16 protein-coding genes, 4 tRNA genes and 3 rRNA genes are annotated in these 24573 nt (G+C 44.9%); 16 read left to right on the top strand and 7 right to left on the bottom strand.

Annotated features, from left to right (window positions below; translation table 11 throughout):
- The first annotated feature begins 17 nt into the window (after positions 1–17).
- From ftsH to menC, 12 genes are all read left to right on the top strand, one after another.
- On the top strand, positions 18–2216 hold the full coding sequence (ftsH, locus tag GTO83_RS01575) for an ATP-dependent zinc metalloprotease FtsH (RefSeq protein ID WP_180871424.1): 2199 nt from the start codon (positions 18–20) through the stop codon (positions 2214–2216).
- Between the two features lie 122 nt (positions 2217–2338).
- Positions 2339–3244, top strand: coding sequence for an Hsp33 family molecular chaperone HslO (gene hslO / locus GTO83_RS01580; RefSeq protein WP_180871425.1), 906 nt, complete (start codon positions 2339–2341; stop codon positions 3242–3244).
- Positions 3245–3347: 103 nt separating this feature from the next.
- Complete coding sequence (dusB, locus tag GTO83_RS01585; protein ID WP_180871426.1) at positions 3348–4349, top strand: tRNA dihydrouridine synthase DusB; 1002 nt, start codon at positions 3348–3350, stop codon at positions 4347–4349.
- A 17-nt stretch (positions 4350–4366) separates the two neighbouring features.
- A complete protein-coding gene (gene lysS, locus GTO83_RS01590; RefSeq protein WP_180871427.1) occupies positions 4367–5857 on the top strand; it encodes a lysine--tRNA ligase in 1491 nt (496 codons plus the stop codon).
- A 647-nt stretch (positions 5858–6504) separates the two neighbouring features.
- Positions 6505–8079: ribosomal RNA gene (locus tag GTO83_RS01595) — 16S ribosomal RNA — on the top strand.
- A gap of 87 nt (positions 8080–8166) precedes the next feature.
- Positions 8167–8241, top strand: a tRNA-Ile gene (locus tag GTO83_RS01600).
- Positions 8242–8245: 4 nt separating this feature from the next.
- A tRNA-Ala gene (locus GTO83_RS01605) sits at positions 8246–8318 on the top strand.
- A gap of 149 nt (positions 8319–8467) precedes the next feature.
- A 23S ribosomal RNA gene (locus GTO83_RS01610) occupies positions 8468–11390 on the top strand.
- Positions 11391–11472: 82 nt separating this feature from the next.
- A 5S ribosomal RNA gene (rrf, locus tag GTO83_RS01615) occupies positions 11473–11589 on the top strand.
- Together the 16S, 23S and 5S rRNA genes with 4 tRNA genes alongside form the textbook arrangement of a ribosomal RNA operon.
- 5 nt (positions 11590–11594) lie before the next feature.
- Positions 11595–11667: transfer RNA gene (locus tag GTO83_RS01620), tRNA-Asn, on the top strand.
- A 41-nt stretch (positions 11668–11708) separates the two neighbouring features.
- Positions 11709–11781, top strand: a tRNA-Thr gene (locus GTO83_RS01625).
- A gap of 787 nt (positions 11782–12568) precedes the next feature.
- Positions 12569–13675 carry an o-succinylbenzoate synthase gene (gene menC / locus GTO83_RS01630; RefSeq protein ID WP_180871428.1) on the top strand — a complete coding sequence of 369 codons (1107 nt, stop codon included), beginning with the start codon at positions 12569–12571 and terminating at the stop codon, positions 13673–13675.
- A 241-nt stretch (positions 13676–13916) separates the two neighbouring features.
- On the opposite strand, the gene GTO83_RS01635 is transcribed toward menC, so the two are convergent.
- Genes GTO83_RS01635 through GTO83_RS01645 form a run of 3 tightly spaced genes read right to left on the bottom strand, consistent with a single transcriptional unit; the run spans position 13917 to position 16232 of the window.
- Positions 13917–14654 carry an amino acid ABC transporter ATP-binding protein gene (locus tag GTO83_RS01635; RefSeq protein WP_180871429.1) on the bottom strand — a complete coding sequence of 246 codons (738 nt, stop codon included), beginning with the start codon at positions 14652–14654 and terminating at the stop codon, positions 13917–13919.
- A gap of 12 nt (positions 14655–14666) precedes the next feature.
- Complete coding sequence (locus GTO83_RS01640) at positions 14667–15347, bottom strand: amino acid ABC transporter permease (RefSeq protein WP_180871430.1); 681 nt, start codon at positions 15345–15347, stop codon at positions 14667–14669.
- A 57-nt stretch (positions 15348–15404) separates the two neighbouring features.
- On the bottom strand, positions 15405–16232 hold the full coding sequence (locus GTO83_RS01645; protein ID WP_180871431.1) for a transporter substrate-binding domain-containing protein: 828 nt from the start codon (positions 16230–16232) through the stop codon (positions 15405–15407).
- Between the two features lie 594 nt (positions 16233–16826).
- Here GTO83_RS01645 and GTO83_RS01650 point away from each other — a divergent pair.
- The 3 genes from GTO83_RS01650 (at position 16827) to GTO83_RS01660 (ending at position 19840) form a co-directional block, all read left to right on the top strand.
- The gene (locus tag GTO83_RS01650; RefSeq protein ID WP_255463139.1) at positions 16827–17609 is read left to right on the top strand and encodes a carbon-nitrogen family hydrolase; all 783 of its coding nucleotides are present in this window, start codon (positions 16827–16829) and stop codon (positions 17607–17609) included.
- A 29-nt stretch (positions 17610–17638) separates the two neighbouring features.
- On the top strand, positions 17639–18814 hold the full coding sequence (locus GTO83_RS01655) for a pyridoxal phosphate-dependent aminotransferase (protein WP_180872089.1): 1176 nt from the start codon (positions 17639–17641) through the stop codon (positions 18812–18814).
- Between the two features lie 63 nt (positions 18815–18877).
- Positions 18878–19840, top strand: a complete 963-nt coding sequence (locus GTO83_RS01660) for a ketopantoate reductase family protein (RefSeq protein WP_180871432.1) — start codon at positions 18878–18880, stop codon at positions 19838–19840.
- A gap of 112 nt (positions 19841–19952) precedes the next feature.
- On the opposite strand, the gene GTO83_RS01665 is transcribed toward GTO83_RS01660, so the two are convergent.
- The 4 genes from GTO83_RS01665 to GTO83_RS01680 form a co-directional block, all read right to left on the bottom strand.
- Positions 19953–20924, bottom strand: coding sequence for a polyprenyl synthetase family protein (locus GTO83_RS01665; RefSeq protein ID WP_180871433.1), 972 nt, complete (start codon positions 20922–20924; stop codon positions 19953–19955).
- Between the two features lie 162 nt (positions 20925–21086).
- Positions 21087–21254 (bottom strand): FeoB-associated Cys-rich membrane protein, encoded by a 168-nt coding sequence (locus GTO83_RS01670; RefSeq protein WP_180871434.1) that lies wholly within the window; start codon positions 21252–21254, stop codon positions 21087–21089.
- A 23-nt stretch (positions 21255–21277) separates the two neighbouring features.
- Entirely contained in the window at positions 21278–23263 is a 1986-nt protein-coding gene (gene feoB / locus GTO83_RS01675) for a ferrous iron transport protein B (RefSeq protein ID WP_180871435.1), read from the bottom strand.
- 3 nt (positions 23264–23266) lie between these two features.
- Positions 23267–23473: a FeoA family protein gene (locus GTO83_RS01680; protein ID WP_180871436.1), complete on the bottom strand. Its 207-nt coding sequence runs from the start codon at positions 23471–23473 to the stop codon at positions 23267–23269.
- Positions 23474–23772: 299 nt separating this feature from the next.
- Here GTO83_RS01680 and sufC point away from each other — a divergent pair, with 299 nt between their 5' ends.
- Positions 23773–24570 carry a Fe-S cluster assembly ATPase SufC gene (gene sufC / locus GTO83_RS01685; protein ID WP_180871437.1) on the top strand — a complete coding sequence of 266 codons (798 nt, stop codon included), beginning with the start codon at positions 23773–23775 and terminating at the stop codon, positions 24568–24570.
- Positions 24571–24573: the final 3 nt, after the last annotated feature.

The following is a 24573-nucleotide window of genomic DNA, read 5'->3' on the forward strand; positions in this document are numbered from 1 at the left end:
TGGATGAGGAGGTTGTTATGAACAACAATCGGAAAAACAACGGGTTCACTCATAACGTCCTTTTTTACTCAGTAATTTTCCTTTGTATTATGGGGATTGCGTACTACTTTTTCGGGGGTCGCACGCATTCTGGTCAAACAAAGGAAGTCTCCCAAAGTGAGTTCATTACTGAATTAAAGGATAATAAGGTCAAGGACTTTACGGTGCAACCAAACGGGGGCGTTTACAAGATTACTGGGACCTATCGAAAAGCTCAATCGGTAAGTAGCAGTGATAAGGGTGGTTTCTCCTTTGCTAGTCAAGCAAGCGGGACCACTAAGAACTTCCAAAGTTCGGTGCTTCAAAGTGAAGTTACGATGGGCCAACTCCAAAAATATGCTGATCATGATAAGGTAAAGGTCACGACAAAACCAGAGGAAAGTAATGGCTTTTGGGCTAACCTCTTGACGATGATCTTGCCATTGGTAATCATGATTTTCTTCTTCTACATGATGATGGGTCAAGCCGGCCAAGGTGGCGGTGGACGTGGGGTGATGAGCTTTGGTAAATCCAAGGCCAAGCCTGCCGATGCCAAGGAAAACAAGGTTCGCTTCTCTGACGTTGCTGGGGAAGAAGAAGAAAAACAGGAATTGGTCGAAGTCGTTGAGTTCTTGAAGAACCCAAAGAAATTTATGAAGTTAGGCGCAAAGATTCCATCTGGGGTATTGCTTGAAGGCCCTCCCGGAACTGGGAAGACCTTGCTTGCTCGGGCCGTTGCCGGGGAAGCTGGGGTTCCATTCTTCTCCATTTCTGGTTCTGACTTCGTTGAAATGTTTGTTGGGGTCGGGGCTAGCCGGGTTCGGGACCTCTTTGAACAAGCCAAGAAGGCTGCTCCAGCGATCATCTTTATCGATGAAATCGATGCCGTTGGTCGGCGGCGTGGTAATGGTATGGGGGGCGGTCATGATGAACGTGAACAAACCTTAAACCAACTTTTGGTCGAAATGGATGGGTTCCAAGGTGATGAAGGGGTCATTGTAATGGCTGCTACTAACCGGGCAGATGTCTTAGACCCAGCCTTACTACGGCCAGGACGGTTTGATCGGAAGATTCTTGTCGGTCGGCCTGATGTGCGAGGCCGGGAAGCTATTCTTCGGGTTCATGCCAAGAATAAACCATTAGCTAGCGATGTTGACTTAAAGGAAATCGCTAAGCAAACGCCTGGTTTCGTTGGGGCTGATCTTGCTAACCTCTTAAACGAAGCGGCCTTGCTGGCTGCTCGGCGGAATAAGACTGAAATTGACGCCGCTGACGTTGATGAAGCCGAAGATCGGGTAATTGCTGGTCCAGCTAAGCGGGATCGGGTTATTTCAAAGCAAGAACGGCGGACAGTGGCCTACCACGAGGCTGGTCATACGATCGTTGGGCTGGTACTTAACGATGCCCGGGTTGTTCACAAGGTTACGATTGTTCCCCGGGGCCGGGCCGGCGGTTACGCAATTATGTTGCCAAAAGAGGATCAAATGCTGATGTCAAAGAAGAATGCCCAAGAACAAATTGCTGGTTTGATGGGTGGTCGGGCTGCCGAAGAATTAATCTTCAAGTCCCAATCTTCTGGGGCCTCAAACGACTTTGAACAAGCAACTCAGATTGCGCGGGCCATGGTTACCCAGTATGGGATGTCTGAAAAGATTGGACCGGTTGAATTACAATCTTCCGGGGCGGTCTTTACTGGCCAAGAATTTGGTCAATCACCATATTCTGAACGGACAGCGGCTTTAATCGATGAAGAAGTTCGCCGGATCTTGAATGAAGGGCATGAAGAAGCCTTGCACATTATTGAGACTCACCGGGAACAACACCGGATCATTGCAGAAGCCCTACTTGAGTACGAAACCTTGGATGAAAAGCAAATTCTTAGTCTTTACAAGACGGGAAAGATGCCAGAAAAGGATGTTGAAGTGGCGGAAGAAGAACACCGCGCCCAAACTTTTGAAGAATCCAAGCGAGAACTTGAACGGCGGGAAAACGCCCGGGCAACTGCGACCGAAGAAGCTAATGATGAAGCTCAAACGGCAGATTCAGTTGAACAACTGGCTAATTCAGCGGCGGATCAACCTAAGCCAAAGCAAACGTCAGCTAGTGAAGAACCAAAGGCACCTGCAACCCCTAGTTCGGAAACAGATGAATCAGCTAGTTCTTCAGCTAATAGTGATTCGAGTTCAGATGAAGATTAGCCAAAAAGAGATTGGAGCAATGCTCCAGTCTCTTTTTTATTATCGCTGGTACCGTTGAGTTGCCCTTCCATTAGGGAATTGGTATGCTTAAGGGTATGAGAAAAAAGAAAGGGAGCAAATAAATGACAAAGGATTATTTGGTAAAGGGAACGGCGATGAACGGAATGTTCCGAGCTTATGCAGTTCGGGCTAGTCAAGTTGTTGAAGATGCCCATGAAATTCATGATACGTGGTCAGCCGCCTCAGCAGCCCTCGGCCGGAGCTTAGTTGGGACAATTCTATTAGCAACTTCTGGTCTGCAAGGCGATGGCCATTTAACGGTTAAGATCCAAGGAAACGGTCCAGTCGGCTTTATTGTTTGTGATGGGCAGGCCAATGGGGATGTCCGTGGTTACGTAAAGCAACCCCACGTGAACTTGCCACTTAACAAGCAAGGTAAAATTGATGTGAAGGGAGCCGTTGGGACGACTGGGGTATTGTCGGTCACCAAGATGGCGCTAACTGATAAAACGCCATATACCGGCGAAGTAAACCTGGTTTCGGGTGAGCTTGGTGAAGATTTCACTTACTATTTAGCGCAATCCGAGCAAATCCCATCCGCAATGGGCCTTTCGGTTTTTGTTAATCAAGACGATTCAATTGACGTTGCGGGGGGCTTTTTGGTTCAAGCTTTACCCGGCGCGACCGATGAGGCCTTAACCCAACTTGAAGCTTCGATTAAGGATCTTCCATTGGTTTCAGAGTTACTGCGAGACGGTAAAACGCCAGAAGAGATCTTAAGGATGATTTTTAAGGATCAAGAATTAAAACTTCATCAAACGATGCCGGTACAATTTAAGTGTAATTGTTCCAAGGATCGTTTTACCCGGGCACTTGCAACCTTACGCCCAGATGAAATTCAGGCGATGATCGATGAAGATCATGGAGCAGAAGCTGTTTGCCAATTCTGTGGGAAGAAATACCAGTTCAGTGAAGCTGAATTAAAAGGCATGCTAAAGTATCAAGATATACAAAAGAAGCAGAAATAAAAACGAGACTGGTCATTATTAGAAAAAAATGGTAAGTTAGTCATTGTGTATATAAAAGTCGAACCTGAAAATTAATCATTATTTGGGCATAAAGGGGGAAAAGATGGAATGGCAAATCGGGGATGTTAAAATCCCAAATCAGGTTGTTGTTGCACCCATGGCTGGGGTAACCAATAAGGCCTTTCGGGTCATCTGTAAAAAGTTTGGCGCTGGATACGTCGTTTGTGAAATGATTTCTGACCGGGGGATCATGTACAAAAACAAAAAGACCCTTTCTATGACGGGGGTTGATCCATCAGAACACCCAATGGGAATTCAAATTTTTGGGGGAACCAAGGAAACCTTAGTCGAAGGGGCCAAGTTTATTGACCAAAATACCGACGCCGATGTGATTGATATTAATATGGGATGCCCAGTTAACAAGGTAGTTAATATTGATGCGGGTTCCCGGTGGTTACTTGATCCAAAGAAAGTTTACGAAATGGTTGCCTATGTGGTGGACGCTGTTAAAAAGCCAGTTACAGTTAAGATGCGGACTGGTTGGGATGACAAGCATATTTATGCCGTTGAAAACGCCCTGGCAGCTGAAAAAGCGGGAGCTGCTGCTTTAGCGATGCATGGCCGGACCAGGAAACAAATGTATTCTGGTCATGCCGACTGGGATATCTTAAAAGAAGTTGCCAGCCAGTTGACGATTCCATTTATGGCAAACGGCGATATCCGCTCAGCTGAAGATGCTAAGTATGTCTTGGATTATACTGGCGCTGATGCAATTATGATTGGCCGAGCTGCCATGGGAAATCCTTGGATGTTAACCCAAACGGTTCATTACCTTGAAACGGGCGAATTATTACCAGAAGCTACCCCAGCGGAAAAGTTACAAACGGCTAAGGACCACCTCGCCCGGCTGATTGAGCTTAAAGGAGAGCACAATGCGGTTCCTGAATTCCGCGGTCAAGCAGCATATTACCTAAAGGGAATTCCGCGGTCAGCCCGGACCAAGGTTAAGGTCATGGAAGCCAAGACTCAACAAGAAGTTAACGATATTTTTGATGAATTTATTGAAAGCCTGGAGCAAAGAAAGCAAATGCGCCGAGCACAGTAGAGGAGGATCACTTTAAGATGGCAGAAGAAAAATTGAACGACCAGATGATCGTTCGTCGAGAAAAGATGCAAGCTTTGCGGGATGCTGGTGTTGCGCCATTTGGCCACCGGTTTGTTCCTGACCATGATATTTCAACGGATATCCGCGCTAAGTATGGCGAACTCAGTGGCGAGCTCTTACTTGAACAGGGTAACATGGTTACGATCGCTGGACGGATGATCGCTAAGCGGGGAAGCGGTAAGGCTAGCTTTGGTGACCTGCTTGACCGTGGTGGGCGGATTCAGTTCTACATTCGGCAAGACCGGGTTGGCGAAGAAGCTTATAAGCTTTTTAAGGAATCTGATATTGGTGACTTCTGGGGGATCCGGGGGGATGTTATTAAGACCAAAGTTGGTGAATTGACTGTCCGGGCCTCTGAAATCACCTTCTTAACGAAGGCATTACGGCCATTACCAGATAAGTACCATGGTCTTCAAGACCCTGAATTGGTTTACCGGCAACGTTACCTGGACTTAATTACCAACCGGGAAAGCTTTGAACGTTTCCAAAACCGGACTAAAATCATCAAGGCCATTCGGCGGTACATGGATGACAATGATTTTACGGAAGTAGAAACCCCAATTTTGGAAAATGTGGCTTCTGGTGCTGAAGCTCGGCCATTTATTACGCACCATAACGCCCTTGATATCGATATGTACATGCGGATTGCGACCGAATTACGGTTGAAGCGGTTGATTGTTGGGGGAATGGAACGGGTTTATGAACTAGGGCGGATTTTCCGGAACGAGGGGATGGATCTGCGCCACAATCCTGAGTTTGATACGATGGAAACGTATGCTGCGTACTTTGACTTCAATGATGTGATGGAAGAAACGGAAGGGATCGTCAAGGCCGCTACTAAGGCTGTTCACCCGAACCTTAAGTTTACTTATCAAGGGCATGAAATGGACTTTACCAAGCCATTTGCCCGGATGCACATGGTGGATGCAATTAAGAAGTACACCGGGATTGATTTCTGGGAACCGATGTCAGACGATGACGCTAAGAAGCTCGCTGACGAAAATGGAATTGAATATGAAGATTGGTGGAAGGTTGGCCACATTATCAACGCCTTCTTTGAAGAAAAGGTCCAAGACCAGCTCCAAGAACCAGTCTTTATTTATGGGCACCCAGTTGAAATTTCACCATTGGCTAAAGTTAACGAACAAGATTCACGGTTTACTGACCGATTTGAACTTTATATTTTAGGTAGTGAATTTGCTAACGCCTTTAGTGAATTAAACGACCCAATTGATCAACGGCAACGGTTTGAAAAGCAAGCCGAAGAACATGCTCAAGGGAATGATGAATACCAACCAATCGATGAAGACTTCGTGGAAGCCCTCGAATACGGAATGCCACCTACGGGGGGACTCGGGGTTGGCATTGACCGGTTAGTCATGCTCTTGACTGATGCTAAGTCGATTCGGGATGTTTTGCTCTTCCCAACCATGCGGCCAAAGAAGTAATAATTGCTAAGCTCAGAGTAGTTTTGAAACTACCCTGGGCTTTTTTTATTTGCTGAAGTTAGAAACGAGATTTAAATTAAATGGAAATTGTAAAAAGTATCTGCAAATTTTACTTTGAAATCGGGATGTTGATACCCAAAATTCTAAATATTAAAGCCGGGTGATTCATCGAAAAACGGGAATAAAGTTAGTGATTCAGCGATGATTTAGAAATTGAATAAAGTTAAAATTCGGAGATAAAAAAATTGAAAATTAATTTCGAAATTTTGTTGACAGAGGCTAGGGAACCCTGTATATTAGATATCGTTGTCACGGCAGTTAAGTAAATTCACTGCTGATCAACAAAAGTTAATTAAAAAAGTAGTTGACAAAGAGTTGATGATTTGATAACATGTAAGAGTTGCTGATGAGCTTAGTAATTAAGAGCTTCAAAATAATTCAAAAAAGTTCTTAACATCTTCTAAACCAGATGATATAATGACTAAGCGCTGGGAATTAACTTTCCAAGCAATTCGGTAGACCTTTGAAAACTGAATAAAGTTTCGACGAATCAAATGTGTAGGGTCCTTGATCTTAATGATCGAGGCAAAACATTTGCGAAGTCAATTCGCTTAATTTATTTTTGAGAGCTATCTCAAATTCTTGTTTTATATGAGAGTTTGATCCTGGCTCAGGATGAACGCCGGCGGTGTGCCTAATACATGCAAGTCGTACGCGTTGGCCCAACTGATTGATGATGCTTGCATCTGATTGACGTTGGTTTACCAACGAGTGGCGGACGGGTGAGTAACACGTAGGCAACCTGCCCAGAAGCGGGGGACAACATTTGGAAACAAGTGCTAATACCGCATAACAACATTAACCGCCTGGTTAATGTTTAAAAGATGGTTTCGGCTATCACTTCTGGATGGGCCTGCGGCGCATTAGCTTGTTGGTAAGGTAATGGCTTACCAAGGCAATGATGCGTAGCCGAGTTGAGAGACTGATCGGCCACAATGGAACTGAGACACGGTCCATACTCCTACGGGAGGCAGCAGTAGGGAATCTTCCACAATGGGCGCAAGCCTGATGGAGCAACACCGCGTGAGTGAAGAAGGGTTTCGGCTCGTAAAGCTCTGTTGTTGAAGAAGAACATGCTAGAGAGTAACTGTTCTAGTATTGACGGTATTCAACCAGAAAGTCACGGCTAACTACGTGCCAGCAGCCGCGGTAATACGTAGGTGGCAAGCGTTATCCGGATTTATTGGGCGTAAAGCGAGCGCAGGCGGTTTTCTAAGTCTGATGTGAAAGCCTTCGGCTTAACCGAAGAAGTGCATCGGAAACTGGATGACTTGAGTGCAGAAGAGGGCAGTGGAACTCCATGTGTAGCGGTGGAATGCGTAGATATATGGAAGAACACCAGTGGCGAAGGCGGCTGCCTGGTCTGCAACTGACGCTGAGGCTCGAAAGCATGGGTAGCGAACAGGATTAGATACCCTGGTAGTCCATGCCGTAAACGATGAGTGCTAGGTGTTGGAGGGTTTCCGCCCTTCAGTGCCGCAGCTAACGCATTAAGCACTCCGCCTGGGGAGTACGACCGCAAGGTTGAAACTCAAAGGAATTGACGGGGGCCCGCACAAGCGGTGGAGCATGTGGTTTAATTCGAAGCTACGCGAAGAACCTTACCAGGTCTTGACATCTTGCGCCAACCCTAGAGATAGGGCGTTCCCTTCGGGGACGCAATGACAGGTGGTGCATGGTCGTCGTCAGCTCGTGTCGTGAGATGTTGGGTTAAGTCCCGCAACGAGCGCAACCCTTGTTACTAGTTGCCAGCATTTAGTTGGGCACTCTAGTGAGACTGCCGGTGACAAACCGGAGGAAGGTGGGGACGACGTCAGATCATCATGCCCCTTATGACCTGGGCTACACACGTGCTACAATGGACGGTACAACGAGTTGCGAACTCGCGAGGGCAAGCTAATCTCTTAAAACCGTTCTCAGTTCGGACTGCAGTCTGCAACTCGACTGCACGAAGTCGGAATCGCTAGTAATCGCGGATCAGCATGCCGCGGTGAATACGTTCCCGGGCCTTGTACACACCGCCCGTCACACCATGGGAGTTTGCAATGCCCAAAGTCGGTGGGGTAACCTTTTGGAGCCAGCCGCCTAAGGCAGGGCAGATGACTGGGGTGAAGTCGTAACAAGGTAGCCGTAGGAGAACCTGCGGCTGGATCACCTCCTTTCTAAGGAATTAATCGGAAACCTACACAGCGTTGAAACTTTGTTCAGTTTTGAGGGGTTTACCTCTCAATTTAATAGCTCGCTTATTTGGGCCTATAGCTCAGTTGGTTTAGAGCGCACGCCTGATAAGCGTGAGGTCGGTGGTTCGAGTCCACTTAGGCCCATTATGGGGAATTAGCTCAGCTGGGAGAGCACCTGCTTTGCAAGCAGGAGGTCATCGGTTCGATCCCGATATTCTCCATTACCAACGATAGTTGGTAAAAGTTTGTACTTTGAAAACTAAATAATATCTTTTCTAAATAATCAAGAAAACCGAGAACACCGCGTTATTTGAGTTTTTAACGAATATAATCGCTATCTCAATTAACTCGATTGATCGTCGATCAATCAGGTTAAGTTACAAAGGGCGCATGGTGAATGCCTTGGTACTAGGAGCCGATGAAGGACGGGACTAACACCGATATGCTTCGGGGAGTGGTAAGTACACTTTGATCCGGAGATTTCCGAATGGGGAAACCTAACTAACTTAGTCGTTAGTTGCTTGACTAGTGAATTCATAGCTAGTAAGCGGTAGACGCAGTGAACTGAAACATCTAAGTAGCTGCAGGAAGAGAAAGAAAAATCGATTTCCTGAGTAGCGGTGAGCGAAACGGAAAGAGCCCAAACCAACGAGCTTGCTTGTTGGGGTTGTAGGACTGAACGTTTGAGTTACCAAGGGGCAAGGTAGTCGAAGCAGTTGGGAAGCTGCACCAGAGATGGTGATAGTCCAGTAGACGAAACCTTACCCCCTCAGTTCAGGATCCTGAGTACGGCGGGACACGTGAAACCCCGTCGGAATCCGCGAGGACCATCTCGCAAGGCTAAATACTCCCTAGTGACCGATAGTGAACCAGTACCGTGAGGGAAAGGTGAAAAGCACCCCGGGAGGGGAGTGAAAGAGTTCCTGAAACCATGTGCCTACAAGCTGTCGGAGCCCGTTAATGGGTGACGGCGTGCCTCTTGCAGAATGAACCGGCGAGTCATGATTACGTGCAAGGTTAAGGTGGAAAAACCGGAGCCGTAGCGAAAGCGAGTCTGAAATGGGCGTACGAAGTACGTAGTTATGTACCCGAAACCAGGTGACCTACCCATGTCCAGGATGAAGGTGCGGTAAAACGCACTGGAGGTCCGAACCCGTGTCTGTTGAAAAAGGCTGGGATGAGGTGTGGGTAGCGGTGAAATTCCAAACGAACTTGGAGATAGCTGGTTCTCTCCGAAATCTCTTTAGGGGGAGCCTCGGAATTAAGAATCTTGGAGGTAGAGCACTGTTTGAACACGGGGCCCGTCATGGGTTACCAACTTCAGATAAACTCCGAATGCCATCGATTCATGTCCGGGAGTCAGACGATGAGTGATAAGATCCACCGTCGAAAGGGGAACAGCCCAGATCACCAGTTAAGGTCCCAAAATATATGCTAAGTGGAAAAGGATGTGGAGTTGCATAGACAACTAGGATGTTGGCTCAGAAGCAGCCATCATTTAAAGAGTGCGTAATAGCTCACTAGTCGAGTGATCCTGCGCCGAAAATGTACCGGGGCTAAGCATATTACCGAAACTGTGGATTCAACCGTTAGGTTGAGTGATAGGAGAGCGTTCTAAGGGCGATGAAGTTAGACCGTGAGGACTAGTGGAGCGCTTAGAAGTGAGAATGCCGGTATGAGTAGCGAAAGACAGGTGAGAATCCTGTCCACCGAATGACTAAGGTTTCCTGGGGAAGGCTCGTCCTCCCAGGGTAAGTCGGGACCTAAGGCGAGGCCGAAAGGCGTAGTCGATGGCTAACAGGTTGAGATTCCTGTACTAGTTAGTTGCGTTTGAATGATGGAGGGACGCAGAAGGCTAAACGATCCGGACGATTGGAAGTGTCCGGCCAAGCAGTAAGTTAGGGTTAGAGTTAAATGTTTTAATCCGGGTTAACAAGCTGTGATGGGGAGTGAAATTATAGTAGCGAAGTCGTTGATGTCACGCTGCCGAGAAAAGCTTCTAGTGAGTAACTAACTACCCGTACCGCAAACCGACACAGGTAGTCGAGGAGAGAATCCTAAGGTGAGCGAGTGAACTCTCGTTAAGGAACTCGGCAAAATGACCCCGTAACTTCGGGAGAAGGGGTGCTGGTCGCAAGACCAGCCGCAGTGAAAAGGCCCAGGCGACTGTTTATCAAAAACACAGGTTTCTGCAAAATCGTAAGATGAAGTATAGGGGCTGACGCCTGCCCGGTGCTGGAAGGTTAAAAGGAAGGGTTAGCTTCGGCGAAGCTCTGAATTGAAGCCCCAGTAAACGGCGGCCGTAACTATAACGGTCCTAAGGTAGCGAAATTCCTTGTCGGGTAAGTTCCGACCCGCACGAAAGGCGTAACGATCTGGGCACTGTCTCAACGAGAGACTCGGTGAAATTGAATTGCCTGTGAAGATGCAGGCTACCCGCGACAGGACGGAAAGACCCCATGGAGCTTTACTGTAGCTTGATATTGAGTGTTTGTATTGCTTGTACAGGATAGGTAGGAGCCATAGAAACCGGGACGCTAGTTTCGGTGGAGGCGTTGGTGGGATACTACCCTTGCACTATGACCACTCTAACCCGCACCACTCATCGTGGTGGGAGACAGTGTCAGGTGGGCAGTTTGACTGGGGCGGTCGCCTCCCAAAAGGTAACGGAGGCGCCCAAAGGTTCGCTCAGAATGGTTGGAAATCATTCACAGAGTGTAAAGGCACAAGCGAGCTTGACTGCGAGACAGACAGGTCGAGCAGGGACGAAAGTCGGGCTTAGTGATCCGGTGGTTCCGTATGGAAGGGCCATCGCTCAACGGATAAAAGCTACCCTGGGGATAACAGGCTTATCTCCCCCAAGAGTCCACATCGACGGGGAGGTTTGGCACCTCGATGTCGGCTCATCGCATCCTGGGGCTGTAGTCGGTCCCAAGGGTTGGGCTGTTCGCCCATTAAAGCGGTACGCGAGCTGGGTTCAGAACGTCGTGAGACAGTTCGGTCCCTATCCGTCGCGGGCGTAGGAAATTTGAGAGGACCTGTCCTTAGTACGAGAGGACCGGGATGGACATACCGCTGGTGTACCAGTTGTTCCGCCAGGAGCACCGCTGGGTAGCTATGTATGGATGAGATAAACGCTGAAAGCATCTAAGTGTGAAACTCGCCTCAAGATGAGATTTCCCATTCCGTTAAGGAAGTAAGACCCCTTAGAGATGATGAGGTAGATAGGATGGAAGTGGAAGTGCGGTGACGCATGGAGCGGACCATTACTAATCGGTCGAGGACTTAACCAAGGTAAAAGGTGGTAGGTTGCTTGAGGGGAAAGATATTGTTTAGTTTTGAAAGCACAAGCTTTCAATCCTGAAAAGGATAGAGTGTGGTGATGATGGCTTGAAGGATACACCTGTTCCCATGCCGAACACAGAAGTTAAGCTTCAACGCGCCGAAAGTAGTTGGGGGATCGCTCCCTGTGAGGATAGGGCGTCGCCACGCATTATTCCGGTATAGCTCAGTCGGTAGAGCACCTGACTGTTAATCAGGGTGTCGTCAGTTCGAGTCTGACTACCGGAGTTGTAAGATGTTGATGGTTGGGTCAACATCTTTTATTTTATGCCAACTTAGCTCAGTCGGTAGAGCATCTCCCTCGTAAAGAGAAGGTCGGAGGTTCGATTCCTCTAGTTGGCATTTTTAAATATTCAGGTCTTTACTTAAAAAGCGGTCAGATTTATTCTGATCGCTTTTATTTTTGTGTTTAATATATAATTATATTCTTGCATATTCACATTAAATCTTTTCGGTGTGCCTGTGGTGTGCCAACTGGGTTTATTCCAACTAGTAATTCCTTAATTCGTCTCCTTGTCAGTACCAAATATTGTAGATCCGTAGAAATAAGCGGCCGGTAAGAAGCGTTTCCTACCGGCCATTCTTCTATTTTAAATTATGAAACTAGGGTTAAGATAACAACCAAGTGGCCCCGTCGCCCAACCTATTTAGCTTTGCATGGGTTCACCGACGCCAAGCTCCCACGAACCAACCTTCGTTCTCCTTATCCCAACCAGGCCGTCAAGGAGTTTTTCCCATCCTCCATTGCGTGTTACCACCTTTATTCAGGTCACCATCACTAGTGACACCTCACCTCCATGAATCAATCAGATACGTTGGTGCGGTAACGGGCGCTCCCGGCTAAAACTCCACTTCGTTGCCTTAGCCACTTCACAGTTACTTTCATGACCTAACTTTCACTATCTTAGGCTCACTATGCAAGGCCACTGATACTAATCTCCGTTTCTTTGTGTTTTCATACCAAATCATTAAATTATCGGTACTATCTCGGACAATAAAAATAATTTCAAGTGTCTTGTTAGAATTTTCCAGTTTATTTTTTTATGATAAGTAATTTGGAGTTGCTTTAACTTAGCGTAAATACTGCTTATAATTAGCAAAAAGACTTGCTTAATGAAAGGACTAAATAATGCACATTACCGCAATTAACCTTTGGCAAATTGACCTCCCGCTGCGCCATCCCTTTATTAGTAGTGAAGCTAAGATGACAACTAAACCGGCCTTAATTTTAGAATTAACCGATGAAATGAAGAATCACGGATATGGGGAATGTTCCGCTTTCGCGACCCCTTTTTATACTGCTGAATTCCGCAGTGGAGCTTGGGCCTTTTTAACGGAACTCGTTCTTCCTAAGTTAATAAATCATTCCTATCTAACACCAACTGATTTTGATGACCAATTTGCCGGCTACCAGGGAAATGAAATGGCTAAGGCCGCGGTAAATTGTGCCCTTTGGGATTTATACGCAAAGCGACAGGGGATCCCGCTAGCCCAAGCCCTCGGTGGGGTAAGAAATGAAGCGGAAGCGGGAATTGCGATTGGTTTACAATCTGACCCGGCAACTTTAGTTAGCAAGGTCCAATCAGCGGTTAATGAAGGTTATCGACGGGTGAAAATCAAAGTTAAACCTGGCCATGATTTTACCTATCTTAAAGCAGTGCGGGAAAAATTTCCGGACTTGATGTTAATGGCTGATGCTAACTCAGCCTACACGTTGGCAGATGTCAACCACCTAAAACAGTTTGATTCCCTTAATCTTTTGATGCTGGAACAACCGCTAGCGGCTGGGGATTTAGTCGAACACGCAGACCTGCAAGCTCATATTAAGACGCCAATTTGTCTTGATGAAAGTATCGTTACCATAGCGGATGTCAAAGCGATGGTGAAACTAGGGGCGGGGAAAGTAATTAATCTAAAAGTTGCCCGGGTTGGTGGCTTAAGTCAGGCTAAGGCTATTCAAGCGTATGCTCAGCAAGTCGGTATTGATTGTTGGGTTGGTGGAATGGTCGATACGGGGATTGGTCGGGCCGCTAACCTCGCTTTAGCAACCTTACCGGGAATTAACCTCCCCAATGATTTGTCGGCTTCAGGGCGCTTCTTTACGACTGACATCATTACCCCACCAGTTACCCTGGCCGGAATCTTTGTCCAAGTACCGGCTCAACCCGGAATCGGTTACCAGATCAATTGGCAACAATTGCGGAAGGTAACCTCCAGGAAATTTGAGCTTAAATAAAAGCGGATGGAAAAACAGACTCCGCTAAGGCCGTGATTTGGAGCGAACCAGCCAACTGGTTTGGCGTTTGTGAGCCCATGCAAGGGTGCGACCGTTAGGGAAGCAACTACCATTCAGCTACTGTTTTGACCTTAGTTACTGAATAACCTTTGGCGACGAAAAAGAGGCCGGAAAAAACATTAGTTTCTTCCCGGCCTCTTCTCTTTGAATCTTCCCCAGCGACTTGGGGCGTTTAGAATGTTTACCCCATAAGTTTGGCCAAAAATTCCTTGGTCCGGGGATTAGTCGTTTCGTGGAAAATATAATCCGAACTACCTTGATCGGCAATTTTACCCTTATCCATAAAGAGAACTTTGTCAGCAACGTCCTTTGCAAAAGACATTTCGTGAGTCACAATAATCATCGTCATTCCGTCAGCAGCAAGTTGCTTCATAACGTTTAACACATCATTGACCATTTCAGGATCTAACGCGGAAGTTGGCTCGTCAAAGAGCATTACTTCTGGTTTCATCGCTAAAGCCCGGGCGATGGCCACCCGTTGTTGTTGACCGCCAGAAAGAGATTGGGGGTAAGCTTGGGCTTTATTTGCCAGTCCCACTTGATCAAGTAATTCTACGGCATGAGCCTCAATTTTATCAGGTTCGTCAACTTTTAACTTTAGTGGCGCAAAAGTAATATTTTGTAAAACGGTCATGTGAGGGAAAAGGTTAAATTGTTGGAAAACAAAGCCCATTTTTTGCCGGAGAGTTTGGAGTTGGTCTTTATTGGCTTGATTAACGTTTTTACCTTCAAAGGTAACTTCACCGGTATAGTTTTCTTCAAGCCGGATTAAACACCGCAAGAGGGTACTTTTACCGCCACCAGATGGACCAATTAAAACGACTTTTTCACCTTTAGTGACGGTAAAATTAATATCCTTAAGAACGGTGTTTTTACCAAACGCTTTGTGTAAATTCTTAACTTCAATTACGTTACTCATATGTTTCCCTCCCTAACCTAAGTGGGCGTACTTCTTATTAATTTGCTTTTCGATTTGCCCGAAAACTTGGGAAAGGGCAAAGGTCAAGATAAAGTAGATAACCGCTGATACTAATAGCGGTGGGATGAAGTTGTATAGGGTTCCGCCGACACTAAGCGCTTGGGCGGTAACTTCTTGGACCCCAATATAGAAGAGGACGGATGATTCCTTAACCAAGGTGATAAATTCATTCCCCAGGGCGGGCAAAATGTTCCGAAAAGCTTGGGGGAGAATAATTGAAGTCATCGTTGTCCGATCTGACAAGCCAAGGGAAATCCCAGCTTCAGTTTGGCCAACCGGAACCGCTGTAATACCAGCCCGGAAAATTTCCGCAACATAGGCCCCAGAATTAATCCCAAGGGCAATTGACCCGGGGATGATCCGGTCAAGGGATGAACCTAAGAATTGAATTGTTGGTAAGTCCATTGTTTTGGCCAAAGTGTAATAAATTAACATTACTTGAATCATTGAAGGTGTACCCCGCACGATTGCGATGTAGGTTCGACCAATTGCTGAAATGGCTTTAACTTTTGAAAGCCGCATCATCACGAAAATTAATCCCAGGATAATCCCGAAGATACTTCCGATAATGGTAATGATGATGGTGAGGGCCGTCCCCTGTAAAAACATTGGATAATATTTTAGTAATTCCATAGTGATTCCTTTCGATATAAAAAGCTTTTCTAGGTTGCCCCCAGAAAAGCCGGGAATTTACTTGTATTCTAGTTGTAGCTGTTGGGCCTTTTTAAACATCTTATCAAGTTGGCCGTTCTTTTGTAACTTCGTAATGGTCTTGTTGATTTGCTTCTTCAAAGCAGGACTATTCTTTTGCATAGCAATATTAATTTGGGCGTCCTCCTTGGGGGTAGTCAATGGCACTTTAGCCACCGCATACTTGTCAGGATACGTGCTGACTAAGTTATCCGCAATTTCCGTTTCCGTAACGACCCCGGTAAGAGTCCCGTTTTTAAGCTCACTGGTTAAACTAGTGAAGTTAGCTTCGGTAACCAAGTTAGCTGCTGAAAGTTGTTTCTTGGCAATTGTTTCTTGGGTCGTTGATTGTTGTGCCCCAATTGACTTGCCTTTTAAACTAGCAGCGGTATTGTACTTATCAGCGTCAGCTTTTTTAACTAAGAGTACGTTCTTAACGGTATAGTAAGACTTCGAGAAATCGACCGCTTTTTTCCGTTGGGGGGTGGAAACCATCCCAGCCATGACGATATCGACCTTCTTATCTTGCAATTCTGAAATTAAGGATGGAAATTCAGTGTTTACCACTTTTAACTTCACACCCATGTCTTTAGCAACCTCTTGGGCAACCATTAGGTCATACCCGACGATTTGCTTGTGGCCATTTTTGACAATTTGAAATTCAAACGGTGGATAGTCAGCGGAAGTCCCCACGACTAACTCTTTCTTATTTTGGATGTTCTTTAAACTGTTATCAGCGTTTGACTTCCCACAACCAGTTAAAACTAATCCGCCTAAGAGTGCGACCGTGGCGAAGCCAAGTAATTTTTTAATAGTTTTAATTTTCATGATTAAGTTCCTCCCAAGGTTTTAGTGATTAAGTTTGATAATTATACGAAAATACGTCGTCGATCAACCTTAATTATAAACAGGGGAAACTGAAGAATTACTAAGTTTTCCATAGTGTCTCCTAAATTTACTTTCTGAATATTTTTTACATAAATCATTTCGAAGTTGCTATTTATTTTGCATTATTATCCATAAAAAGTAAAGCTAAAAAGATTGTTTTTTCCTTAATTAATCAAAATGGTGAATAAATAGTTGTATATCCTTTATAAAAATTAACATTTTAAAGAAGATTGCGAATCAAAACGCATACAATGTATTATATTTATTTAATGGTCGGCTTGCATAGTTATTAATTTAAGCTAGGATTAAAAAGGCTAATTGGAAGTAAAGTTCGGGATTAGCCGCGTTAAAAAATTATCTACTTTAGTTGTTAACTTTTAATGCCTTATTAAATTAACTAAATGACAATTATTTATTTGAAACGTTCAAAAATGGCGACAAATTCCGTTGACATTATATGAGAATTAAATTAGAATTCAACCATAGAATTTAATTACTAGAAAAGGAAGTAGCAATCGCTACAAGGAGGCAACCGTGGTTAAGGTAGCAATGGTGCAAATGGACATTGAATTTGGTAATCCCGCTAAAAATTTCAGTCGGGTTGGCGAAGCCTTAGAACAAGCTAAGGATCTAGGGGCTGAAGTGGTGGTGTTTCCCGAAATGTGGAATACCGGTTATGATCTTGAAAATTTGCCATCAATCGCTGACCGGGACGGCCGCCGGACCAAGACCCTTGTCGGGCAGCTAGCCAAGCAATTATCGTTGAATGTCGTAGCTGGTTCAGTTGCGACTTTAAAGGATGGCCTCTTTTATAACACGACTTATGCCTTTGATCAGACTGGTAAAGTTATTGCAGAATATGATAAGGCTCACCGCTTTGGCCCAATGCAAGAAGATCAATATGTAGCGGCCGGAAATCAGCCAGCCAATTATGAAATTGCCAATCTCAAAAGTGCAAGCTTAATTTGTTATGATTTACGGTTCCCGGAATGGTGGCGGACTGCTGGAACCAAGGGAGTTAATGTTTACTTTCTCCCTGCTGAATGGCCAACTTCACGGATTGAACAGTGGGAAGTGCTGTTGAAGGCCCGGGCGATTGAAAACCAAGCCTTTGTGATTGGGGTTAACCGGGTCGGAGATGACCCCAATAACCACTTTAATGGCCATTCAATGGCAGTTGCCCCAAGTGGGGAAGTACTTGCTAACGCTGGTGAACAAGCGGGGATTACTATCGTTGAAATTGATCAAACTGCAGTTCAAAAAGCTAAGCAACTATTTGATATTCAAAACGATCGCCGACCGGAATTATACCGGTAGGGTAAATTATGATAGGAAAGAGTGATTACATGGAATTTCCACAATCTGAACTACTAAATCAGCTACCAAAACAATTTTTTGCCAATTTAGTTGCAAAGGTTAATGCCAAAATCGCAACTGGAGCGGATGTGATTAATTTGGGCCAGGGTAACCCTGACCAACCAACCCCGGAATATATTGTTAAAAGTACCCAAAAGTGGGTGGCTGATCCGCAAACTCACAAGTATTCTCTCTTTCGTGGTTTACCGGCTTTTAAACAAGCGGCGGCCGATTTTTACCATGAACAATATGGGGCAAGTTTTGATCCGGAAAAGGAAGTTGCCATTTTAGGCGGTTCTAAGATTGGCTTGGTGGAATTGCCGTGGGCTTCGATGAACCCGGGTGATCTATTCTTACTTCCTGATCCGGGTTATCCGGATTACCTTTCTGGAGCAGCCCTCGGACAAGTCGAATTTAAAACCGTGCCTCTCAAGGCGGAAAATGGTTTTCTTCCTGACCTCGCTTCAATTCCGGAAGCCGATGCTAAACGGGCAAAGTTTTTCTACCTTAATTACCCGAATAATCCCACGGGAGCGGTTGCGACCATGGAATTTTATACTGAATTAGTTGCTTGGGCGCGAAAATATCATGTCGGGATTATCTCTGATTTTGCATATGGGGCGTTGGGCTACGATGGTGAGAAACCAACTAGCTTTATGGAAGTTCCCGGAGCTAAGGAAGTTGGAATTGAATTTTATACCTATTCCAAGACCTTCAATATGGCAGGTTGGCGGATTGCCTTTGCAGTCGGTAATGCTGACATTATTGAAGCTCTCAATTTAATTCAAGATCATCTCTTCGTGAGCCTCTTTCCCGCCCTTCAATATGCGGCCATCGATGCCTTAAAAGCCCCCGAGAGAGATGGTGAAATTCAAAAGTTAGTCGACCGTTACCAGAGTCGCCGTGATGCCTTCTTGGGTGCCGCTAAGCAAATTGGTTGGCAAGGATTCGTTCCTAAAGGGACCTTTTACGCTTGGATGAAGACCCCAACCGGGATGACGAGCGAAGCCTTTGCTGATTTATTATTAGAGAAGGTCGCTGTGGCGGTTGCTCCTGGGCGGGGCTTTGGTAAATACGGGGAGGGTTATGTTCGGATCGGACTTTTAATTTCCCCAGAACGCTTAGTTGAAGCGGTCCAACGGGTTGGTAAGCTGAATTTGTTTTAATTAAATTGCTAAATTTGGGTGGTTGGTTGGGATTTACCGGTGAACATAAGGAGGTACATACATATGACGTTAAAGTATACTGTTTTAGGCGCAGGGGCAATGGGACTTCGGTTTGGGGTTTTACTTCAAGAAGTTGCCGGTGCTGAAGTTGAATTTGTTGATAATTGGGCGCCGCAAGTCGATACCATCAAAGAACAAGGTGGCGTCTTCGTTTCACGGGATCATGAAAATAAACACCTCGTTCCAGTCAAGATTTTTAGTCCGGAAGAATATCAAGGAAATCCTGATGTTTGGATTGTCTTCGCTAAACAAATGACGCTCCAAGACTTACTTGACCGGACGGCCCATGCTTTCGATCCGCAGACACAATATGTGTTTACGGGAATGAACGGGATGGGGCATCTCGAAAAGATTAATCAATACTTCCCCAAAGAGCGAGTTGCGGCCGGAACTTGTTTGATTGGAACGGTGCTTAATCAAGCAGGGGATGTTGACTTTATTGGGAAAGTTGGCGCTGGTTCAATTAATCTAGCGGCCCAAAATAACCAAGATGCGGAATGGTTGGACCAAGTAGTTACTGACTTTACCGCCGCTAACATTAATCCCCATCTAAACCATAACTGTGAAGGGACGCTTTTTACTAAGGTGGTCTTTAATTCCGTCATCAACACTTTATGTACTCTTTTTGAAATCCAAATGGGACAATTTATTGATTATAACGGGGCCGAACGGCTCAGTAAGCAATTAATTAATGAAGCCTTTGATGTCGCTGAACGAGCCGGAGTGCAATTACTTTCAACACGGGAAGAAGAATGGGAAACAGTTCGCTACGTTAGCGCGGTTTCTAATCCCTTACACTATCCTTCCATGTATCAAGATATGAGTAAGGACCGGCCAACTGAAGTTGACTACATTAATGGTTACATCTATGATCTCGGTAAAAAATATGATTATGAAGCAAGTACGCATGACTTCCTCCGGGGCTTAGTTCACCTTGCTGAAAATACCCGGAAGTATCGGAAGTAAAGGGAAGAGGGCACGCTTCCATTAAATTGAATGCTGTTTTAGTGAACATAAAAAAAGGTAAGGAAAATCAAGGCATTATGCTAAGAAAATCCTTACCTTTTTTCTTAAATTTTTAACTCGTTCGTTTCAGTAACTGTTCAACAATTTTTTTCAACGCCGTTTGGGCAGGACTAGCTGGCAATTGGGCAATTTCTTGTTCGGCCTTTGCGGTAAACTTACCAGCTAATTGTTGAGCTGCTTGAACCCCACCGAAGTTAACGACTAGCTTTTGGACGGCTTGCATGTCCTTAGGGGTCATATCTTTACCTTTTTTTAGCAACGGAGCTAATTCAGCTTGATGAGTTGGTAAAACTAAGAGGAGGGGGAGGGAATAGACCCCCGTCGCGAGGTCTTTCAGCACTGGTTTGTTTAAATGATGGCCATTGTAATCTAAAATATCATCGAGAATTTGAAAGGCAATTCCAATGTTTTGGCCGATCCGTTTTGCCAGTTGAATTTCTTGCTTGTTTGCTCCCCCAAAAGCAGCTCCTTCTTCAGCAGCGAGGCTAAAGAGGGCTGCTGTCTTACCGTTGACGTTTCGCAGATAACTTAGGATGGTTTGGTCAAGTTTAAACCGGTCACCCATTTGGCCAAGTTCACCGTTAAGAATTCGTCTCATGATCCGGGCGTTAATCGTTAAAAACCGGCTATTGGCCATCGTTTCAGTAATAAGGTCAAAGAAGACGGTAAAGAGATAGTCCCCTGAATAAACTGCAACGTCCTTGCCAAAGGCGGCTTGGATACTAGCCTGCCCCCGCCGCTTAGGTGAATCGTCGATAATGTCATCATGAATCAAGGTTGCCATGTGTAAAATTTCGATTGATGCAGCGGCCTTGACCTGTTTTTCGCTAATCTCAGTTTCATGAAGACCAGCAAATAGCAGGAAGAAGGCGGGCCGTAAGAATTTCCCGCCATGGCTTGCCATTTGTTTTAGGGCGGGTTCGAGCTGCTGGTAACGAACGATCAGCCGTTGGTCAATTAATTGGCTTACTAGTGTTAGGCTGGGTTTTAGTTGCGGATAATAACGAAAATAGGCTTGTTGCATGAGAAGTCCCCTATGTAAGTAGTTGGAAATAAGTTTTTACTGACACATTATAATTATCAGCTTAAGCTTTTTCCCGGAATTACAGTGTGAAATTTGACAAAGAAGAAGGGTGAGAAACCGACGAGATTTTTCTCACCCTTTCCATTTTCAAACCTTACTATCTTATATTTTAGCAGAATTGTGCCGTGAATTAACTTGTTTTTTTAAAACACAATCATAATCGCAAGCAGCACATTTCCCCTTTTTAGCTCGCTTAAAGACCTTAACAAGTTGCCAAGCAGCGAGGCTGATAATTGCCAAAATAATAATGGTATTTACGAAGACTGCCATGAGCGTACTCCTTTCAAATTAATTTAACCGAAAATCAAAGTTCCTCCAAGATAGATAACAGCGGCAACAACGTAGGCAATCATTAGACTTAAAGCCAATGACCAAAGCATCCATTTCGTTGAGCCGGTTTCTTGTTTAATCGTTCCTAGCGTAGCAAAGCATGGTGAATAAAGCAAGATAAAGGCCAGTAGAGCATAAGCCGCGACCGGTGTCATGTAGGTACCAAGGGCCCCAATTAAAGCCGCTTGGTTGGTGGCGTGGAACATGACCATCATACTGGAAGTGATGACTTCTTTTGCTAGGACCCCAGTAAAAAGGGCAGAAATGACTTGCCAGTGAGTGATCCCTAGTGGTGCTAAAATCGGGGCCAAGCCTTGGCCTAAGTTAGCCGCAAAACTCTTGGTTGGATCAGTCACAAAGCCACTGACTCCAAAGGAAGACATTAACCAAATTAAAACTGAACCTGCAAAAATCACGGTTCCCGCTTTCCGAATAAATCCCTTACTCTTATCCCAGGTTCCCTGCCAAATAACATCAAACCGCGGTAAGTGATATTCAGGGAGTTCTACGATAAAAACGGAACTATCGGTCGTATGGAAGAAAAGTTGATAGCCTTTGGCAACTGCTAAGGCCACCACAATCCCCAAAAAGTAAATTGACAAGACAACTAAGGCTTGATGTTTGGGGAAAAAAGCGGCGACGACTAAGCTATAGATCGGGAGTCGGGCCGAACAGGACATGAAGGGTGAAATCAAAGTAGTAACGAGGCGCTCTTTTGGTTGTTCGATGGTCCGGGCGGCCATGATCCCGGTGACATTACAGCCAAAACCAATGATCAAAGGGATGAAGGACTTTCCATTTAGCCCAATTGTTTGCATAATCCGATCAGTAACTAGCGCTGCTCTTGCCATATAGCCAGAATCTTCAAGGATTGAAATACAGGCAAATAAAACAACGATTTGGGGGACGAAGACTAAGACCCCACCAACCCCAGCGATAATTCCGTTAACGACTAACGAGCGAAGTGGTGGGAGGGCTCCCGCTACGATCAGCCAGTGGCTAACCGTCGTTGATACGGGACCAGATATAAAGCTATCCAAGGCATCTGAAAGGGGAGTCCCAATCCAATCAAAGGATAATTCAAAGATTAATAAAAAGATTAAGGCAAAGATTGGCAAACCTAAGATCGGGTTGGTAATGATTTTATCAACTTTATTTGAAAATTCCTTTGGTTTTTGATCACCAAGGTTTTTCTTTGCACTTGCCAGGATGGTTTCAATGAAATCAAGCCGGGTATTGAAGATCTTTTCTTCAAAATGTTGAGCGTCATAATAAGCTCGCATCTTAAGGAGGGGTTGTAAATTTCTAAAAGCAACTGCCCGGCGAACAACCTTATTTTGGTTCATATATTGGATAGTTAACCAGCGCGCTGTGCTGGCCGGTAATTCGTACTTTTCCACTAAAGCCTCCGTTGCTTGCCGAATGGCCTGTTTAACCATTGGTGGATAGTCAAGGTCTAGTGGTGCTAAAGGAGCTGGCTCATTTTGTAGGGCGTGATCCAGTTCCTTAACCCCATCTTGATTCCGCGCGTTGGTTGCCATCACCGGACAGCCCAGGAGATGACTCAAAGTGGTGAAATCATAAGCTTGCCCTTGACGCTTAAGGTCGTCAATCATATTGAGGTTTAGGATCATTGGTTGCCCAAATTCCCGTACTTCTAAGGTTAATAAAAGATTTCGTTTTAGTTGACTGGCATTAGTAACGTTTAAAATTAAGTCTGGTTGATGGTCAAGTAAATAAAGGGTAACGACTTCTTCATCCTTAGTTAGGGGTGTTAAGGAATAGACCCCGGGTAAGTCAATGACCTTAGCAGTAGCGTGCTTTAATTTACCAATCTTTTGAGCTACGGTTACTCCCGTCCAGTTCCCCGTCGTTGCATAATTATTGGTCAAACTGTTGAAAAGGGTCGTTTTTCCGGTATTTGGATTTCCAATTAGTGCAATTTCCATTTGTCATTCTCCAGTTAACGTGGCAAAAACTTGATAGCGTAAGGCAATTCGCTGGTGGTTGTTTTCGATAATTACTGGACCATGAAAAGGATAACGTTGAATTAGGCGGATAGTTTCCCCATCATAAAGGCCTAAGTTGTGTAAGCGAGTAAAAGTTTCTTTATTAACTTTGTCAAAATGATGCAGAGTAAAACTAGTTGCTTTTTTCATTTTGATGCCTCCTAATCCACATTTTAATTGGTGACAAGCAATCATCTTGTGAAAAAGATTGCGAATGATTTAAATCACTAAGAATAAGGGTTACAAGTTTTTTGAAATATTTGATATTCCAAATTAGAATATCGAAGAATATATTATCATTATAGTACACCATTAGAATGCCACTGTAATCGGTTTTTTAGAATTAGGAAAATTCCTAAGTTTAATTTCAAAAAAAGTGATTATAATAGAGATATAACGTTTTCAAAAAAAGAATTGGAATATTAAACATGATGCGGAGGAATTTAAACATGGCAACGCTTGAAATTAAAGATCTACACGTCGCGGTTACGGACGAAGAAACCAAGCAGCAAAAGGAAATTTTGACCGGAGTTAACTTAAAGATGCAAACCGGTGAAATCCATGCCATTATGGGTCCCAACGGGACGGGTAAGTCTACCCTTTCACAAACAATTATGGGCCAAGCTGGCTATGAAGTTACCCAAGGGGATATTTTGCTTGATGGGGAAAGTATCCTTAATATGCCAGTTGATGAACGGGCGCGGCAAGGCTTGTTCTTAGCCATGCAATACCCAGCTGAAATCCAAGGGGTTACCAATGCTGAATTCCTCCGAGCAGCCATTAATGCCCGTCGCCCAAAGGACGATCAAATTTCCGTGATGGACTTTATCAAGAAACTGGATAAGAATCTTGAATTGTTGGATATGAGCGAATCCATGACGGAACGTTACTTAAACGAAGGCTTTTCCGGTGGGGAAAAGAAGCGAAATGAAATCTTACAACTATTGATGATTGAACCAACCTTTGCAATCTTGGACGAAATCGATTCGGGACTAGATATCGATGCTTTGAAAGTGGTTGCTAAGGGAGTTAACTCCATGCGGGGTCAAGGCTTTGGCTCTTTAATTATTACCCACTACCAACGACTTTTGAACTACATTGTTCCTGACACGGTTCACGTTATGATGGGGGGCCGGATTGTTAAGACTGGTGGTCCTGACTTAGCTTTGAAGCTTGAAAAAGAAGGTTACGCTGGCTTACGAGACGAATTAGGCCTTGATATTAAGTTGGTTGACGATAAGGACTAGGGG

It is taken from the genome of Lactobacillus sp. 3B(2020), from assembly GCF_013487845.1.
GTDB lineage: Bacteria > Bacillota > Bacilli > Lactobacillales > Lactobacillaceae > Limosilactobacillus > Limosilactobacillus alvi.